19 protein-coding genes are annotated in these 13,395 nt (G+C 66.3%); 8 read left to right on the top strand and 11 right to left on the bottom strand.

Annotated features, from left to right (window positions below):
- Nucleotides 1-153 precede the first annotated feature (153 nt).
- Together NI1_RS23015 and NI1_RS23010 are read left to right on the top strand one after the other, a co-directional pair.
- On the top strand, nt 154-1,173 hold the full coding sequence (locus tag NI1_RS23015; RefSeq protein ID WP_067824554.1) for an oxygenase MpaB family protein: 1,020 nt from the start codon (nt 154-156) through the stop codon (nt 1,171-1,173).
- Nucleotides 1,174-1,175: 2 nt separating this feature from the next.
- Nucleotides 1,176-2,492: an oxygenase MpaB family protein gene (locus tag NI1_RS23010; RefSeq protein ID WP_067824553.1), complete on the top strand. Its 1,317-nt coding sequence runs from the start codon at nt 1,176-1,178 to the stop codon at nt 2,490-2,492.
- Here the strand turns inward: NI1_RS23010 and NI1_RS23005 are convergent.
- Together NI1_RS23005 and NI1_RS23000 are read right to left on the bottom strand one after the other, a co-directional pair.
- Entirely contained in the window at nt 2,489-2,839 is a 351-nt protein-coding gene (locus NI1_RS23005) for a hypothetical protein (protein ID WP_067825253.1), read from the bottom strand. The two genes, NI1_RS23010 and NI1_RS23005, sit on opposite strands and share 4 nt — an antisense overlap.
- A 267-nt stretch (nt 2,840-3,106) precedes the next feature.
- On the bottom strand, nt 3,107-3,877 hold the full coding sequence (locus NI1_RS23000; protein ID WP_067824551.1) for an SDR family oxidoreductase: 771 nt from the start codon (nt 3,875-3,877) through the stop codon (nt 3,107-3,109).
- 58 nt (nt 3,878-3,935) lie between these two features.
- On the opposite strand from NI1_RS23000, the gene NI1_RS22995 reads away from it, so the two are divergent.
- The 3 genes from NI1_RS22995 to NI1_RS22985 all read left to right on the top strand — a co-directional run bounded on the left by NI1_RS22995 (nt 3,936) and on the right by NI1_RS22985 (nt 5,806).
- Complete coding sequence (locus NI1_RS22995; RefSeq protein WP_067824549.1) at nt 3,936-4,220, top strand: winged helix-turn-helix transcriptional regulator; 285 nt, start codon at nt 3,936-3,938, stop codon at nt 4,218-4,220.
- Between the two features lie 11 nt (nt 4,221-4,231).
- On the top strand, nt 4,232-4,936 hold the full coding sequence (locus NI1_RS22990) for a polysaccharide deacetylase family protein (protein ID WP_067825251.1): 705 nt from the start codon (nt 4,232-4,234) through the stop codon (nt 4,934-4,936).
- A 90-nt stretch (nt 4,937-5,026) separates the two neighbouring features.
- Nucleotides 5,027-5,806: a GntR family transcriptional regulator gene (locus NI1_RS22985; protein WP_067824547.1), complete on the top strand. Its 780-nt coding sequence runs from the start codon at nt 5,027-5,029 to the stop codon at nt 5,804-5,806.
- Between the two features lie 71 nt (nt 5,807-5,877).
- Here the strand turns inward: NI1_RS22985 and NI1_RS22980 are convergent, their stop codons facing one another.
- The 3 genes from NI1_RS22980 to NI1_RS22975 form a co-directional block, all read right to left on the bottom strand.
- On the bottom strand, nt 5,878-6,165 hold the full coding sequence (locus NI1_RS22980; protein WP_067824545.1) for a hypothetical protein: 288 nt from the start codon (nt 6,163-6,165) through the stop codon (nt 5,878-5,880).
- 80 nt (nt 6,166-6,245) lie between these two features.
- Nucleotides 6,246-6,422 (bottom strand): hypothetical protein, encoded by a 177-nt coding sequence (locus tag NI1_RS38105; protein WP_157535278.1) that lies wholly within the window; start codon nt 6,420-6,422, stop codon nt 6,246-6,248.
- A 127-nt stretch (nt 6,423-6,549) separates the two neighbouring features.
- Nucleotides 6,550-7,353, bottom strand: a complete 804-nt coding sequence (locus NI1_RS22975) for an SAM-dependent methyltransferase (RefSeq protein WP_067824543.1) — start codon at nt 7,351-7,353, stop codon at nt 6,550-6,552.
- A 341-nt stretch (nt 7,354-7,694) separates the two neighbouring features.
- Here NI1_RS22975 and NI1_RS22970 point away from each other — a divergent pair, with 341 nt between their 5' ends.
- Complete coding sequence (locus NI1_RS22970) at nt 7,695-7,925, top strand: DUF397 domain-containing protein (protein WP_067824541.1); 231 nt, start codon at nt 7,695-7,697, stop codon at nt 7,923-7,925.
- An 87-nt stretch (nt 7,926-8,012) separates the two neighbouring features.
- Nucleotides 8,013-8,900: a Sco1979 family transcriptional regulator gene (locus tag NI1_RS22965; protein ID WP_067824539.1), complete on the top strand. Its 888-nt coding sequence runs from the start codon at nt 8,013-8,015 to the stop codon at nt 8,898-8,900.
- A 152-nt stretch (nt 8,901-9,052) separates the two neighbouring features.
- On the opposite strand, the gene NI1_RS22960 is transcribed toward NI1_RS22965, so the two are convergent.
- The 6 genes from NI1_RS22960 to NI1_RS22935 form a co-directional block, all read right to left on the bottom strand.
- Entirely contained in the window at nt 9,053-9,301 is a 249-nt protein-coding gene (locus NI1_RS22960) for a hypothetical protein (RefSeq protein ID WP_067824537.1), read from the bottom strand.
- Nucleotides 9,302-9,522: 221 nt separating this feature from the next.
- Nucleotides 9,523-9,846 (bottom strand): hypothetical protein, encoded by a 324-nt coding sequence (locus tag NI1_RS22955; protein WP_067824535.1) that lies wholly within the window; start codon nt 9,844-9,846, stop codon nt 9,523-9,525.
- Between the two features lie 10 nt (nt 9,847-9,856).
- A complete protein-coding gene (locus tag NI1_RS39490) occupies nt 9,857-10,273 on the bottom strand; it encodes a hypothetical protein (protein ID WP_067824533.1) in 417 nt (138 codons plus the stop codon).
- The gene (locus tag NI1_RS22945) at nt 10,273-10,593 is read right to left on the bottom strand and encodes a hypothetical protein (protein ID WP_067825249.1); all 321 of its coding nucleotides are present in this window, start codon (nt 10,591-10,593) and stop codon (nt 10,273-10,275) included. Before NI1_RS22945 ends, NI1_RS39490 begins: the two co-directional genes overlap by 1 nt.
- A gap of 112 nt (nt 10,594-10,705) precedes the next feature.
- Complete coding sequence (locus tag NI1_RS22940; RefSeq protein ID WP_067825247.1) at nt 10,706-11,482, bottom strand: metallophosphoesterase family protein; 777 nt, start codon at nt 11,480-11,482, stop codon at nt 10,706-10,708.
- A 44-nt stretch (nt 11,483-11,526) separates the two neighbouring features.
- Nucleotides 11,527-12,369 carry a hypothetical protein gene (locus NI1_RS22935; RefSeq protein ID WP_067824531.1) on the bottom strand — a complete coding sequence of 281 codons (843 nt, stop codon included), beginning with the start codon at nt 12,367-12,369 and terminating at the stop codon, nt 11,527-11,529.
- Nucleotides 12,370-12,460: 91 nt separating this feature from the next.
- Here NI1_RS22935 and mbp1 point away from each other — a divergent pair, with 91 nt between their 5' ends.
- A complete protein-coding gene (gene mbp1, locus NI1_RS40155; protein ID WP_067824529.1) occupies nt 12,461-13,309 on the top strand; it encodes a microaggregate-binding protein 1 in 849 nt (282 codons plus the stop codon).
- The last annotated feature ends 86 nt before the right edge of the window (nt 13,310-13,395 follow it).

Below are 13,395 nucleotides of genomic sequence, written 5' to 3'. Positions count from 1 at the left end.
ACCGATCCTGCTGCGGCGCCTTCCGCGGCGGCGCCGGCGCTTTCCGCGCTGTCGCAGGCGATTTCGGGGTCCGACGTTTCGGGGTCATAGCGTTCCAGCGGCGATTCGAAATGCGAATTGAATGCGAGCGATTATTCGTGTCAGCGTGAAGGCATGGTGTCACACAGCGCAACGGCGCGCGACCCACGACCGGATCCGGAGCCGCTCGGCCCCGATTCGCTGACGTGGCGGATCTTCGGATCGGTGTTCTACGCGCCGACCGGACTGTTCATCGGCATGGTGCAGAACATGCACCCCGGGCTGGGGGCGGGCGTGGAATTCCACTCCGAGATCCAGGACGAGTTCTATCAGCGGGTGGCGCGGTCGCTGTATCCCATCGCCGGGGTGGTGTACGACGGGCCGCGCGCACGGCAGACCGCACGCGAGATCGTCGGGTATCACCGCACCATCAAGGGGGTGGACGGGCAGGGGCGCAAATATCACGCGCTGGATCCGGGGACCTTCTATTGGGCGCACGCGGTGTTCTTCATGCAGACGGTGCGGGCGGCCGAACTGTTCATGGGCGGGCTGAGTGACGAACAGCGCGAACAGCTCTGGCGCGAGCACTATCAGTGGTACGAGCTGTACGGCATGAGCATGCGGGTGGTGCCCGAGAGCTGGGCGGAGTTCCGGAAGTACTGGAATGACATGTGCCGCGACACTCTCGAACCGACCAAGGCGGCGTGGGATGTCTACCGTCTCGCCGAGAACGCGCCGGTGCCGCCGTTCCCGGTGCTGCGGCAGCTGCCGCAACCCTTGTGGCAGTGGGTGCTTCGACCGGCGGGAGCGCGGTTCTATCAGTTCATGACCGTCGGCATGTGCGATCCGGCGATTCGGCGCACCATGGGGTTCACCTGGACCGAACGCGACCGAACGCGGTTCGATCGGATCTGCCGGGCGCTGACGATGCTGAACCGGGTGACGCCCGACGAGGTCCGCTACGCCCTGCCTCGGGTGCGTGCCGCGCGCCGGCGGGTGGCCGGGAAGCGACCGGCGTGGATGCCACCGCCCGAGGCCCCCGAAATGTTCTGGCCCGCACCGGAACACCGCGACGACCCCAAGCATTACTGCCCGGTGCACGCGAACCCCGGACGCGATGCCCTCACCGAATTCCGTCAACTGACAGGGTTCTGACGATGCACGAGTACGACTATTACTACCGCCCCGGCATGGCATTGCGCCCGCCGCCGCCCCGGGCGGTGCCGTCGGAGCTGTGGCTGGAACCGCGCAAGGCCATGCTCTCGCCGTGGCTGGAGGTGCGGCCCGAACCCGTCGAAACTCCGCGCACCCGATTGATGGCCGACCATCTGTGGCAGGGCGACGAACCCATGGACCGCGTGGTGGCCTCGTTCCGGCAGCTGGGGTCGGCGGGTGGGCGGCGCATGTTGAATCAGGCTCTCGCACAGGGCATCGACAGCGTGGCGGATCCGACGCCGGAGCTGGTGGAGCTGTTCGCGCGCCTGGACAATCCACCGGACTGGTACGACCCGGACCTGTGGGAGTACGGCCGCCGCCGCTGGATCAACGTCTCCACCGCCGGGAAAATGGCCATGGGCATCCAGGATTTCATGGGCACCTTCGTCGGTGCGGAGGTCGCGTCGGCGGTGGGCGCGACGGGCCGCTTCGTGCGCGATCCCTACCGGCGCGGCCTGGAGAGCGCGGTCTGGTTCCGCAATGTCACCGCGCCCGGTGCGATGGACCGCCGTTCACCGGTGTTCGCCGACACCATCCGCGTGCGGCTCATGCACGCCCAAGTGCGCGCCATGCTGCGCCGCCGCTGGGGTGACGAACACTTCGCCCGGCACGGCAGTCCCATCTCCAATGCCACCACCATGGGCGCGGCGGTCACCTTCGGGCTCAATCCCATCTGCTTCGACCACGTGCACGGAAGGCGTTCCACCACCGCGCAATTGGATGCGGTCATGCACTACTGGGCGTATATCGCCTACATCTTCGGCGTTTCGGAGGCGCTGATCCCGCATTCGGCGGCCGAAGGCATGGAGATGGCCGACTATATGGTCGCGACCGCCGGGGTCGCACCGAGCTGGACCGCGATCATGACCGGCGCGGCCACCGCCCGCTTCACCGACGCCACCGCGGCGGGGCGACTCCGGATCGCCGCTACCGCACCACTGTTCGGCATGCTCGCCTATTACAGCAGCCCGGCCTTGGTGCGAACCCTGCTCGCGGACACGCCTTTACGCGCTGTCCCGGTGCAACCGTGGTCGGCCCTCACCGGGCTGGCGGCGAGTGCGGCCGTGCGGCTGCGCGCGATGGACGATCACCTGCCGGGCGCGCGCGCCCGTCGTATCCGCCGGGCCCGCGAAATCGACCCGTTCTGGGAGCGCAATACCCGCGTCGCGCGCTTCCTGGCCGCGCGGGCCGGCATTCGCGGCACGCCCTACGACCATCACGACGCCTCCGCCGACAGTGTGCCGCGCTGCCCGGTCTAAGCCCCGGACCCGCCCTCGATGCTCAGGTAGACGACCATGAGCGTGAACAGGAACCAGCCCGCGCCCTGCCAGATCGGCCAGGCCCGCCCGGCCCGCCACTCGCGCAAGGTCATCACGAACGCCCCGATACCGCCGAACAACAGCACCAGCCCGGGACCGAGCCCGACCGTCAGCCGGGCCGCGGCATCGCACAGCATGACGTCGTCGAGGCATTGCGCGCGCTGTGAAGCCCACACCAGCGTGACGACGGCGACCAGCGCGGCCACCGCCAGCACAGCCAGCACATAGCGCACGGCGCGCCGGAAGACCGGCGGATCGTTCCAGCTCTTACCGACGTCATCGGACACCGCGCACACCTCCTCGCTGAGAAAGTACCCGTTCAGCGCGTTACGAACCGGTAGGCAGGTTTCACCGCGCGACCGCCGCCCGCCCATCCCGAATGGACCGCTGCAAGAACAACGCCGTCGCGGGCCCTGGAATGGCGGCCAGAATCAAGCACGCCGGCATGAACGCGGGAAGCGCGTGAACCCAGTGCGGCATATCCCGATGCTGCCAGGCCGGACTCGGGCCGTACTACCGGATTCGTGCGGCCGCGCGGGGCGGGAGCCACCTTCTCAGTGACGTCCGGGCACGGCGAGGTAGTCCGTGCCGCCGACGTAGACGGTGTGTCCGGCCGCCGTGCCGGTACTGGTGGCGTCGGCGACGGCGGTGGCGAATTCCTCGACGGTCGGCAGTGCGCCTTCGTCGCGGCGTGCGGTCACCGCATCCGGATCGCGGCGCTCCAGCAGGCGGACGATGATGGTGCCGTCGATCATGTCGCCGGAGACGACCGCGAAACCGATTCCGCGGCGGTCGAATTCGGGGATCATGCCGCGCAGGACGTCTTCGCCGGCTCGTTTGCTGGCGGCGATCGGTTCGTAGCCGGTGGGGACGGGGCGAGTGGGGGAGAAGTGGGCTTGGTGGCTGGTGACGAAGACGATGCGGCCGCCCGAGGGGAGGTGGGGGAGGGCCAGTTCGGTCAGGCGGGCCTGGGCGTCGCGGTTGATCGACATGGCGTAATCGGGGGCGGCGTCGCGTTCGAGTCCGCCGGATGCGTTGAGCACCAGCACATCCAGTCGCCCGAACTCGGCGACCACGGTGTCGATGAGGTTGCGCGCGCCGTCCGGGGCGCTGATGTCCGCGCCCGCGAGAGAGGCGCTGCCGCCCGCCGCGACGATCTCCGCTCGCAGCGTCTCGGCGCGTTTGCGCTTCTCGCGGTAGTTGATGACCACGTGGTCGCCGCGGGCCGCCAGGACGCGCGCCGTCTCGGCCCCGATACCGCGAGAAGCCCCGGTGATCACCACGATTCGCCGCCCGCCCTCCACCGTCGTGTCGCTGCCGTGCATGCCGCTTCCTCCTACCCACCCGACCACTTCTAATTCAGAACCAATATGGTGGTTCGAAATGAGAAGCGCAACTCAGCCGCCGCTCGCGGCCATGGATCTGCTCGGTCAGCGGTGGATGCTGCGCATCGTGTGGGAGCTACAGCCCGGACCGCAGGGGTTTCTGGGGCTGCGGCGGCGCATGGACAACTGCTCGTCGAGCATGCTCTCGGTGCGGTTGCAGCGGTTGCAGGAGGCCGGCGTGCTTGTCAAGCGCGAGGACAAGGCGTACGAATTGACCACGGCCGGAACCGAACTCGCGACCGCGCTGGAACCGCTGTGGCAGTGGTCGAGGGAGCGCCTGTGAAGCGCCGATGGCTGCGGCGCAGGCTGCTCGTCTGGTCGGCCGCGGTCGTCGTCCTGCTGCTGGTGGTGGGCGCGGGGCTCTACGTACTGATGAATTCGCGCACCTATCAGGTGGCGGGCCGGCTGATCTCGCGGGCGGAGACCGACGAGAAAGTGGTCGCCCTGACCTTCGACGACGGGCCCACCGGGCACACGCCCGAGATCCTGAAAGCGCTGGCGGACGGGGGAATTCCGGCCACCTTCTATCTGATCGGCAGCGAACTGGCCGACCATCCCGAACCGGGCCGGGCCATCGCGGCCGCCGGGCACGAGATCGGCAATCACAGCTACCACCATCGGCGCATGGTGTTCGTGACCCCGGGCACCGTGCGCGAGGAGATCGAGCGCACCGACGCCGAGATCGCGAAAACCGGTTATCGGGGCCCGGTCACCTTCCGCCCGCCCTATGGCAAGAAGCTCATCGCGCTCCCGCGATACCTGTCCGCGCACGACCGCACCACCGTCATGTGGGATGTGGAACCGGACTCTGGCAAGCGCCCGACCACCGACGAGATCGTCGCCGAAACCCTGGACCGGGTCCGCCCGGGCTCGATCATCCTGTTGCACGCCATGTACGACGGCGGCGCCGCCGCATTGGCCGCCATTCCGCGCATCGCGGCCGAACTGACCGCACGCGGCTATCGCTTCGTCACGGTCTCGAAGTTGCCGGGGATATAGCCGATGCGCCGGTGAATCCGAGAACTGTGCAGTTGACTTGATAACCACATACACTGTCTGGGACGTAAACAAGGTTTGGAGAGGTGCACGATGGGAGAGCGGACGGTAGTCGCCGACGTCGCCGACGAACTGGCGCGTCGCGTGGCATCCGGGCAGTACAGCCCCGGGGGACTGATGCCGTCCGTTCGTCAGGTGGCCGACGAGTTCGAATTGAATCGCGCTACGGCACAGCTGATTCTGGGCCGCCTGGAATCCTACGGTTTCGTGGACGCGCACCGCGGCAAGGGTTTCGTGATCCGCGATGTGCGCGCCGAAGGCGGCGTGGACGTGTACCGGCGGCTGTTCCGGCTCTCCATGCCGGATCCCGAGACGGCCGCGGATATGTTCGGCCATATCGTCGACGAGGAACGCGGCATCGCCCTGGAGGCCCTGCTGGCCTACACCGGCAGTGAGCGCGAGATCGACCCGGCCGAATTCAAGACCGATATCGACGAGCTGGAAACCCTTGCGCGCGGTGCGGATCCGGACCCGGAGCAGATGCTGCGCCTGGAGCTGGGCCTGCTGCGCCGGTTGCTGACCGCGCTGGGGCTTTCGGTGCAGCGCGCGGTGCTCAACTCCATCGGCGAGATGGTGCTCGAGGTGCCGGAGGCGGTGCGAGCCTACTTCGCGGTCTCGCCGGACCTGCACGTGCTGGTGTGGCGGGCACTGGTCGCCGTCTGGGAGTCGGACGCCGGCCCGAGCGAGGCGCAGCTGGCGCTCTTCGAGGATCTGTTCGGCATGTACCACCAGAAGGTGGTGGCCCGCTTCGAAGAGCTGGTCGGTGTGGACTCGACCGGCGGCGAAGTACTGCCGCAGGTCGCGTCCGCCTGAACTTCGAGCGATCCGCCGGATAACCGACGGATCGGTTTCGTCTCAGACAACATGGGCTCGGGACCGGGCGCCTAGACGCCGATGGCGGCATTCATGATGGTGCCTGCACTGGTGGCGACGATCCCGCCGATGAGCGCTCCGGCTACCTGTTTCGGCGACTGGAGCGCCCCGCCGCTCCACTTCTCCCAGGCGAACCGGCCGCCCGCGTAAATGATTGCGAGCGTGCCGGATAAGAGCACGAACCAGGTGAAGTAGCGGACCAGCCGCAGCAGTTTGTCTGCGGCGGGCGGTGTTTCGGGTGTCGGATCGAAGACCTGGGCCAACAGGTCGTGCGCGGTGGTGGCAGCGGTGAGAAGCATCTCGGCGCTCTTCCGTGTGACGGCAGTTCCCTCTCCGGGGTACCCGCCACTCGCCTACTTGCGCAAGCGGATTCGGACGATCAGTCGACGTCGTTGTCCGCGGAGAGATACGCGATGGCGGCTAAATACTGCCGGCAGGCGAAATGCTGATCATGTTTGCGCAGAATGGCGCGGGCCGAGCGATAAGTAAGACCACGCGGTTCGATTTCGCAATCGTCACCGGGGATATCAGTACAAGGGGCGAGCATCTGGGTCATTTGATGCCTCTGGCCGTTGGGATAGTGCTCCGAGTTTAGGAGTCCGCATCGTGCAAATGCAAGTACATCTGCACGATCGGTTCGCCGCGTCGGGGGAGCATTCGTCTCGTTCGGTGTTGTTGTGGCATCAGGGTTTACGCGCCACGCCGCCATAGGCCGATATGTCCGAAACGGGGGCGCTGGACTCCGATGTCGAGGAGACTACCGGTCGCCAGCGGGGTAGTGGAACGAACCCCGGTTCCAGTAATTCCAGGCCCTCGAAGACCGCGCGCAGTTCTTCCTTCGGCCGCGGGTCGTAGGGCAGGCCACCGGACTTGGCGTACTCCGCGCAGAGCCGCACGTAGGCGTCGCTGTCCACGGTGCCGTCCCAGAAGACCAGATAGCTGCCGGACGGCAGCTCCGCCATGGTCTCGCGGACGATGCGCAGCACTTCGGCGTAGCTCTCCGCGTGCCCGAGTACCCCCATGAACATCACCGCGACGGGGCGGGTGAGATCGAGGACTTCGCGCGCCCGGTCGAGAATCCGGCCGGGAGAACGGAAGTCGGCCTCCAGGCAGGCGGCGACGCCCTGGGCGCTGCTGGCCTGGGCGCGCACGTGCGCCACCACGAGCGGGTCGTTGTCGACGTAGAGCACCCGGGATTCGGGCGCCTGCGCCTGGGCCACCTCGTGGGTGTTGTCCATGCTGGGCAGGCCGGTGCCGATGTCGAGGAATTGGGTGATGCCGTGTTCGCCGGCGAGCAGGCGCACCGCACGGGTCAGGAAGCGCCGGGATTCGACCGCCATGGTCGCGATCTCCGGATCGATGGCCAGGCTGGCATCGCCGACCGACCGGTCGATCTCGTAATTGTCCTTACCGCCCATCCAGTAGTTCCAGACGCGCGCCGAGTGCGGAACATCGGTCCGAATCGCGGGGTGACGGGTTTCAGGCATGGCGGGAACTCCTCGACGACAGCTTGCGCGCGTGTTAGGTCCGATCTGTCAAGTGACAGTACAAGATTCGAGTACCGGGCATCCGGCGCTTGGTTGGCGGGACGTGGAATTTATGGAACCGACCAGTCCGGTTTGTCCTTTTCGCTTCGCAACTTCGCACGGACCTGCGGTTTTCCAAGATCAAAGCTGTTGTGTTGCAAAGGATGTGACGCAGACAAGCCATCGATGCCGGGCAATCTGCGTGCTATCGTCATGTTGCGGTTGCAACTGTAAGAACATTTGACCGAACATTTGCAAGTACTGGACCACCGTCTGCGGGCGGTACTAGCAAGGAGTCTGCAATGACCGAAACATCCGCAACCCGGATCGATCCCTCGACACTCGCGTGGCGTAAGAGCACTTTCAGTAATCCCAGTGGTAACTGTGTAGAACTGGCAGAGCTCACCGATGGTCAAGTGGCCATGCGGAACTCGCGGGACCCGCTCGGGTCGGTGCTGGTCTACACCCGCCCCGAGATCGACGCGTTTCTGCAAGGCGCCAAGAGCGGAGAGTTCGACTACTTGGCACGCTGAGCGGTAGCATTGGCAATCGGCGCGGTGGTTCCGACGTTACGGTTGTGAGTCCACTGCCGGCATACCCGAGCAACGGAGTGGAAACTCATGGTCGCAGAACCCGTAGCACACGGACTGGCGGATTCCGCTGTCGCCGAACGCGGTCCGACCGCAGTACGGATCGCTGTCGGTAGCCAATTGCGGAAGCTGCGGGAATCCAAGAACATCACGAGGGAAGCCGCGGGTGACCATATTCGCGGCTCCCACGCCAAGATCAGTCGGCTCGAACTCGGCCGGACCGGATTCAAGGAGCGTGACATCCGGGATCTGTTGAGCCTCTACGAGGTCAACGATCCCGGCGAACGCGCGCAGATCATGGACCTGGTCCGCAAGGCCAACGAACCGGGCTGGTGGCATCGCTACAGTGACCTGTTGCCGCAGTGGTTCGAGACCTATCTGGGTCTCGAGCACGCGGCCAAGTCGATCAGAACCTATGAGGGGCAACTGGTTCCGGGTCTGCTCCAGACCCAGGACTATGCCCGCTCCATGGTTTCCCTCGGTCATGACGCCGACGGCGAGCGACGCGTATCGCTACGCCGCCGGCGCCAAGAGCTGTTGACGCGCCCCGGCGCGCCGAGCTTCTGGGCCGTGCTGGACGAGGCGGTGCTGCACCGCCCGATCGGCGGACAGAGCGTACTGCGCGACCAGATCTCGTTCCTGATCGAGATGTCGAACCTGCCCAATATCACCATTCAGGTGCTGCCCTTCTCGGCGGGCGGGCATGCGGCCGCGGGGAGTTCGTTCACCATGCTGCGCTTCGCGGAGCCCGAATTGCCCGATATCGTGTACCTGGAGCAACTGACCAGTTCGCTTTACCTGGATCGCCGCCAGGATCTCGAGCTCTACCGTCAGGTCATGGATCAGCTCAGCGTGCAGGCGGAGCCGCCGGAACGCTCGCGCAAGCTCATGGAGAAGCTCGCCGCGCAGGCGGAGTGATGCAGGCGGAGTGACGGAGTGCGATAGTTCGCGCGGAGAAATCCGCGAATGCGGAAGAAGTGCAAGCTGATTGCCCAGGGGAGCCTGGCATCGCCATAAGTGAAAACGGCATAACGGGGCCCCGTGAGGGGCCCCTGCTGGTTATTGCGACCTCATTGCCGAATGAAGCTGGACGCGATCCGCCAGAATGCATCGGGCTGCATCATGTGCAGATCCCAATCGTTCACCATGGCATGTGCGGTAGTGACTATCCGGTCGATATCGAAATCGTACCGGGTGGCCGCTCCAGTGGATTCGACCTGCCTGATGACGAAAGCGGTTGCCGTCTCCCGGGAATAGGATTGTGCCGGTGTGCTTCTCTCGGCAAACCCAAGTCGGCTGAGGTTGATTGGCTGATTCATGCGAACGCCCCTGACGCCAGGCCGACGGCTAAGCGATGGCGAGGAATCGCCGGTGATTCACCGCTCGGCGCTCTGGTTGTCCCCTATTGATGCCTTGCACTTGCAGGAACGAGTCTATGACCGTGCTATGCGCAAATGCAAGTGCATCTGCAACCTCGAATACGCAGGCAGAGCGGTGTTTTGGGGATGCTAAAAGTTTGCGCCGGGGGCGGCGGCGAACGCTATTTCGGAACGAATACTCCGGTGAGGTCCGCCTTCTTGATCGGCGTATCCGGGTTGGCCTGCGCCTCACACATGAGTTTTATGGTGGCGATGGCGGTATCGACGGTGTCGGAGTCCGGTTCGGTGGTCCGGTTCTGCTCTTGTTCCAGGAATTTGCGGGTAGTCACCCGCTGCTTTTCGGCGTCCTGCTGAACGAATTCACTACAGGGTGTGTCGCCGCCCTTGTTCACGACCTTCTCGGCTTCGGAGCAGCCGGCGAGCGCCGCACCGGCCACTCCGATGGCCAGTGCGAGCGCCGCGGCGGCGCGGGGAACGGTGCGCATGACGGTTCTCCTAGAACCCGGCCAGACCATCGGCCAGGCTGTCGATTTCGAGGGCCTGGATGGCATCCTGGCGTACGTCCGGGCATTGGCTGGTGGTGACCTGGTCCACCACGCTCCGATCGCGCATGACGGCGACATTGATGCCGTTGTTGCGCAGCGCCCAATTGTGCACGGTGCCGTTGAACGCGACCCGGCCGATCGTCGGCCCCTGATCGCGCCATTTGGAGACCTCGGGCTTGATCATCTCGCAGAGCTGCTGGGCCGCCTCGGTCGAGACCGCGGGTGCGCCGTCGGAGGTGATGACCGGCGTGCGTTCGGTGACAGTCGTTCCGGGCGAACCGGATTCGGTGCTGTTGGAACAGGCGAGGGCGGCGGTCAGCAACCCCGCGGCGAGCAGCGCGCCGCCGGCCCGGCGTCGAATTCTCATCACTGCTCCTCCTGGTCGAGGCGTTCGATCCGGCGATGCTCGAGCACCACCTGGGTGATGCCGGAGCCCAGCAACAGCACGCTGACCACGCCGCCGATGAAGGCCCAGCCCTCGAAGCCGTAGCCGGCGGCCGTCAAGGTCAATGCCACGGCGACGATTCCGAGGCCGGCCAGAATCAGCCCCGGCCAATTGCGGCTGTCCTCGAGCGCCTCACCGGCGTGCGGCCGGATGGTGCGATGGTGGTCGGGCCGATAGCCGTCTGCGTCCTCATCGGAAAGACCGAGTGCGGCGGACCGGGAATTGTCGTGTGCGGCAGGCATCATCGCTGTCCTCTCTGTGCGGGTCCTGATAACGGGCGGGTACCCGGTACCGGCAGCGATAAGCGCCTCGGCGGTCGCCGCCGTGGTGCCGGGTGCGTCGGCCGCCTCGGGATCAGGTGGCCGAGGCCGGTTCCCGAGCCGGCTGCGACGCCGGGTCGGGATGGGTGGTGTGAGCCGACGGCGGGTGCAGGTCGTATACGGCGAAGGCCGCCCGGATCACCGGCTGGGCCACGTTGCGCACCCGGGTGCCGCCGGGGGTGGTGCCGCGCTCGCAGCCGTGATGGGCGTGCCCGTGCACCGCCAGCTGCGGCCGGCAGGCGTCGATGGCCTCACCGAGCAGATAGGAGCCCAGGAACGGATAGATCTCGAGGGGTTCGCCGTGCAGGGTGTCGCCGATGGGGGAGTAGTGGGTGAGGGCGACCGTCACATCCGTAGTCAAACCGGACAGAGCGGTATGTAGACCATCGGCGAGATCGACGGTGTGCGAGGCGAACTCGCGCATCTGCCGTTCGCCGAACACGCTCGCGCATTTGCCGGCGAATCCACCGCCGAAGCCCTTGGTTCCGGCCACACCGAGCGTCAACCCCCGCACCGGCACGGTCGCCGTGGAGCCCTCCAGCACCGTGATGCCATGGTCGGTCAGGAGTGCGGTGATCTCCTCGGGCGCATCGCCGTGATGGTCGTGATTGCCGAGCACCGCGATCACCGGCACCGCCAGATCCGCGAATTCGGCCGCCACCACCCGGCCCTCCTCAACGGTGCCGTGCCGGGTCAGATCACCGGCCAGCAGCAGTACGTCCGCGCAGTCGGGCAGCTCCTCCAGCGCGGGGCGCAGGCTGCCGCCGGAATCGGTGCCCAGATGCACATCCCCGACGGCCGCGACCCGCACGCAGGCATCACCGGGCGTGGCGGTCCCACCCGGATCCGGCCCGTTCAACTCAGGTCCTCGTGCTCGGTGGGCGCGTTCGAGTTGATCACCCGAACGTCGTTGTGCACCCGCAGTTTCGGTGCGAGCTCGTGTACCACCGCCTCGAGTTCACGGCGGCGCGCCGTACCCATCACCTCGCCGCTGAGCACCACCACATCGCCACGCAGGGTTACCTGCACGCCCAGTTCGGCGGTGCGCGGGTCCTCGGCGAAGGCGCGGCGCAGATTCGCGACCAGATACTGCGGCAGGATCGCCTCGGTGCGCCGTTCGATCGGATCGGTCATATCGGAAGCCTCCCGTTGCTCGGTGATTCCGAGATCGTCGAGCAGGCCCAGGAAGGCCCGCGCGTACGGCGACATCTCGGTTTCGGTGCGCACCCGCGCCCAGTCCACCTGCTCGCGCAGATCCCGGGCGATGTGCAGCAGCCGGGTGAAATCGAGGCGGTGCGGGTCGAGCACCATGAGTTTGTCCACCAGCAGATCGGTCCCGCTGACCACCGGCGCCGCCGTGGGCCCGATGCGCAGCCAGGCCGCCCGCCCCAGCAGTTCGTCGGTGACGGTCCGGTAATTGGGCCGGAAGATCAGGTCCACCAGGGTGTCCCCGTCGTAGACCTTGGTCAGCCAGTCCTCGGCCGGGTCCACCGGCCGCAGCCCCGCCGCGGTGAGCGTGGCCCGCGCCCGATAGGCGTCCACCGGCTTGACGAAAATGTCCACATCGTGGTCCGAGGCCGGTCCGCCGCGCGCGTAGACCGCGCAGCCGCCACCCACCGCGAAGGGAATCTCGTTGTCCAGCAACGTATTCACCACGCGGGTCAGCGTGTCGAGCAGGCGCTCGATGGTCTGGACCATGCCGTAGGCATACCCGCCCGGCGACGGGCTAATCGGCGCGCGATTGGGCGGGCGCGGGGTGGGTAAGGCGTGTTTACGAAGGGATGCCGATATGCCGAAGAGCATGGACCGGGAGTGGGATCGGGCGGTGCGGCACGAGACGGAAACCGAACAGCTCGATCGCAATTGGAACACCTTGATCCAAGAGACCAGGGTGGTACAGACCGGAGTGCAATTGCTCACCGGATTTCTGCTGACCGTGCCTTTCCAATCGCGTTTCCAGGAACTCTCCGATTGGCAGCGCGGGCTTTATCTGGCGACCGTGCTGGCCTCCATCGGCGCCACCATTTTCCTGGTCGCACCGGTATCCGCGCATCGAATCCTGTTTCGCCGCCACCGTATCGACAAAGTGGTCCAGTCGGCGCACCGCTACGCGATCACCGGGCTGGCATTGCTGGCGGTGGCCCTGGTCGGGGTGGCGGTATTGATCTTCGATGTGGTGACCGGCCCGGTATCCGCCGCGCTCGCCGGCGGCGGACTGGCGCTGCTGTTCGCGCTGTGCTGGGTGATTCTGCCATGGCGGCAGCGTGCCGGTATCCCCGGCGAGCGGACCGGAAATTCGGATGATGAAGTACCGCAGCGTGTTTCGAGTCCGATTCGCCGGGTACCGCCGCAATGTCAGTTGAACACCGACACCGTGGAGGTGAATCTCTTGTCCGAGCACGAGAAGAGCGGATTCCGTGAGGGCTTCGAAGGCACCGTGGAAGACGCGAAGGGCAAGGCCAAGGAAGCCGCCGGTACCGTCTTCGGCAATGAGAACTTGCGCGACGAGGGCCGCGTCCAGCAGGAGCGCGCGCAGAATCAGCGCGATGCGGCCAAGCACGAGGCCCAGGCCGAGAAGGATCGTGCCGAAGCCGAGCTGGAAGAAAAGCGCCAGCGCGCCTACCAAGAAGGCCGATAACGCTTAAGCAAGGCCGATAACCCCTAGCAAGGCAATGCCCGGCGGCACTCCCGCCGGGCATTCGCTTGTCCGCCTTCCAGACAGCG

The organism is Nocardia inohanensis NBRC 100128 (assembly GCF_001612945.1).
Classification (GTDB): Bacteria; Actinomycetota; Actinomycetes; order Mycobacteriales; family Mycobacteriaceae; genus Nocardia; species Nocardia inohanensis.
The sequence above is the reverse complement of the archived record's forward strand: the minus strand, read 5'-3'. Positions and strand labels throughout refer to the sequence as shown.

Excerpts from the sequence above, each read along its gene's own strand:
- NI1_RS23010 (WP_067824553.1), top strand. The coding sequence starts at position 1,176 with ATGCACGAGTACGACTATTACTACCGCCCCGGCATGGCATTGCGCCCG.
- NI1_RS23015 (WP_067824554.1), top strand. The coding sequence starts at position 154 with ATGGTGTCACACAGCGCAACGGCGCGCGACCCACGACCGGATCCGGAG.
- NI1_RS38105 (WP_157535278.1), bottom strand. The coding sequence starts at position 6,422 with ATGACCCAGATGCTCGCCCCTTGTACTGATATCCCCGGTGACGATTGC.
- mbp1 (WP_067824529.1), top strand. The coding sequence starts at position 12,461 with ATGCCGAAGAGCATGGACCGGGAGTGGGATCGGGCGGTGCGGCACGAG.
- NI1_RS22975 (WP_067824543.1), bottom strand. The coding sequence starts at position 7,353 with ATGCCTGAAACCCGTCACCCCGCGATTCGGACCGATGTTCCGCACTCG.
- NI1_RS39490 (WP_067824533.1), bottom strand. The coding sequence starts at position 10,273 with ATGAGAATTCGACGCCGGGCCGGCGGCGCGCTGCTCGCCGCGGGGTTG.
- NI1_RS22955 (WP_067824535.1), bottom strand. The coding sequence starts at position 9,846 with ATGCGCACCGTTCCCCGCGCCGCCGCGGCGCTCGCACTGGCCATCGGA.
- NI1_RS22965 (WP_067824539.1), top strand. The coding sequence starts at position 8,013 with ATGGTCGCAGAACCCGTAGCACACGGACTGGCGGATTCCGCTGTCGCC.
- NI1_RS23000 (WP_067824551.1), bottom strand. The coding sequence starts at position 3,877 with ATGCACGGCAGCGACACGACGGTGGAGGGCGGGCGGCGAATCGTGGTG.
- NI1_RS22980 (WP_067824545.1), bottom strand. The coding sequence starts at position 6,165 with ATGCTTCTCACCGCTGCCACCACCGCGCACGACCTGTTGGCCCAGGTC.
- NI1_RS22960 (WP_067824537.1), bottom strand. The coding sequence starts at position 9,301 with ATGAATCAGCCAATCAACCTCAGCCGACTTGGGTTTGCCGAGAGAAGC.
- NI1_RS22970 (WP_067824541.1), top strand. The coding sequence starts at position 7,695 with ATGACCGAAACATCCGCAACCCGGATCGATCCCTCGACACTCGCGTGG.
- NI1_RS22985 (WP_067824547.1), top strand. The coding sequence starts at position 5,027 with ATGGGAGAGCGGACGGTAGTCGCCGACGTCGCCGACGAACTGGCGCGT.
- NI1_RS22935 (WP_067824531.1), bottom strand. The coding sequence starts at position 12,369 with ATGGTCCAGACCATCGAGCGCCTGCTCGACACGCTGACCCGCGTGGTG.
- NI1_RS22945 (WP_067825249.1), bottom strand. The coding sequence starts at position 10,593 with ATGCCTGCCGCACACGACAATTCCCGGTCCGCCGCACTCGGTCTTTCC.
- NI1_RS22995 (WP_067824549.1), top strand. The coding sequence starts at position 3,936 with ATGAGAAGCGCAACTCAGCCGCCGCTCGCGGCCATGGATCTGCTCGGT.